At 63.6% G+C, this 1236-nt stretch carries 1 pseudogene; it reads left to right on the plus strand.

Annotated elements, in window-relative coordinates:
• Positions 1 to 242: 242 nt before the first annotated feature.
• Positions 243 to 1236 (plus strand): annotated as a pseudogene (gene ftsZ, locus EOD15_RS34475) (cell division protein FtsZ); the annotation flags it as partial.

Genomic DNA, 1236 nt, shown 5'->3' on the forward strand with positions numbered 1-1236 from the left:
TACCGGCGGGGGCGGCGAGTTCGCTGCGGTCAGATCTGGCGCGCGCAGCGCCCGAGCCACGCTGTGCAAAACCGTCATCACAAATCTTGACCTCGCATGCACTTGCACCTCTGGCCGCTGTCTGGCTTTTTGGGCTACCCATCGCAACGGAGTGATTCGCATCATGCCACTCGATTGCAAGGTTTCAAGGCAGTCTGCGGGTGGGTCGTGAAGCGCGCGCAATTGGCGAAGGAGAAACAGGCATGGCCGAGTTCAAGAAGCCCGAAATCTCCGAGATGAGACCCAAGATCACCGTGATCGGCGTCGGCGGCGGCGGTGGCAATGCCGTAAACAACATGATCGCCGAGCAGCTTCAGGGCACTGAATTCATCGCCGCCAACACCGACGCCCAGGCGCTGACCATGTCGAAGGCCGCGGCTGATCCAGCTTGGCGCCCACGTTACCGAAGGCCTTGGCGCAGGCTCGCAGCCGGAGGTCGGCCGTGCGGCGGCGGAAGAGTGCATCGATGAAATCCTCGATCACCTGACCAACACCCATATGTGCTTCGTCACCGCCGGCATGGGCGGCGGCACCGGTACGGGTGCTGCTCCGGTCGTTGCCCGCGCAGCGCGCGAAAAGGGCATCCTCACCGTCGGTGTCGTGACCAAGCCGTTCCACTTCGAAGGCCAGCGCCGCATGAAGACGGCCGATTTCGGCATCGAGGAATTGCAGAAATGCGTCGATACGCTGATCGTCATCCCCAACCAGAACCTGTTCCGGCTGGCCAATGACAAGACCACCTTCGCCGATGCCTTCGCCATGGCCGACCAGGTGCTCTATTCCGGTGTCGCCTGCATCACCGACCTGATGGTCAAGGAAGGCCTGATCAATCTCGACTTCGCCGACGTCCGTTCCGTCATGCGCGAGATGGGCAAGGCGATGATGGGCACCGGCGAGGCTTCCGGCGAGGGCCGCGCGATGGCCGCCGCCGAAGCGGCGATCGCCAACCCGCTGCTCGACGAGACCTCGATGAAGGGCGCCAAGGGCCTGCTGATCTCGATCACCGGCGGCCGCGACCTGACGCTGTTCGAAGTCGACGAAGCCGCGACCCGTATCCGCGAGGAGGTCGACCAGGACGCCAACATCATCCTGGGCGCCACTTTCGACGAGGAACTCGAAGGCGTCATCCGCGTCTCGGTGGTTGCCACCGGCATCGACAAGTCGGCGGCTGAAATCGCCGCCGCACCGATCTCGATC

Source organism: Mesorhizobium sp. M7A.T.Ca.US.000.02.2.1, from assembly GCF_003996995.1.
Lineage (GTDB): Bacteria > Pseudomonadota > Alphaproteobacteria > Rhizobiales > Rhizobiaceae > Mesorhizobium.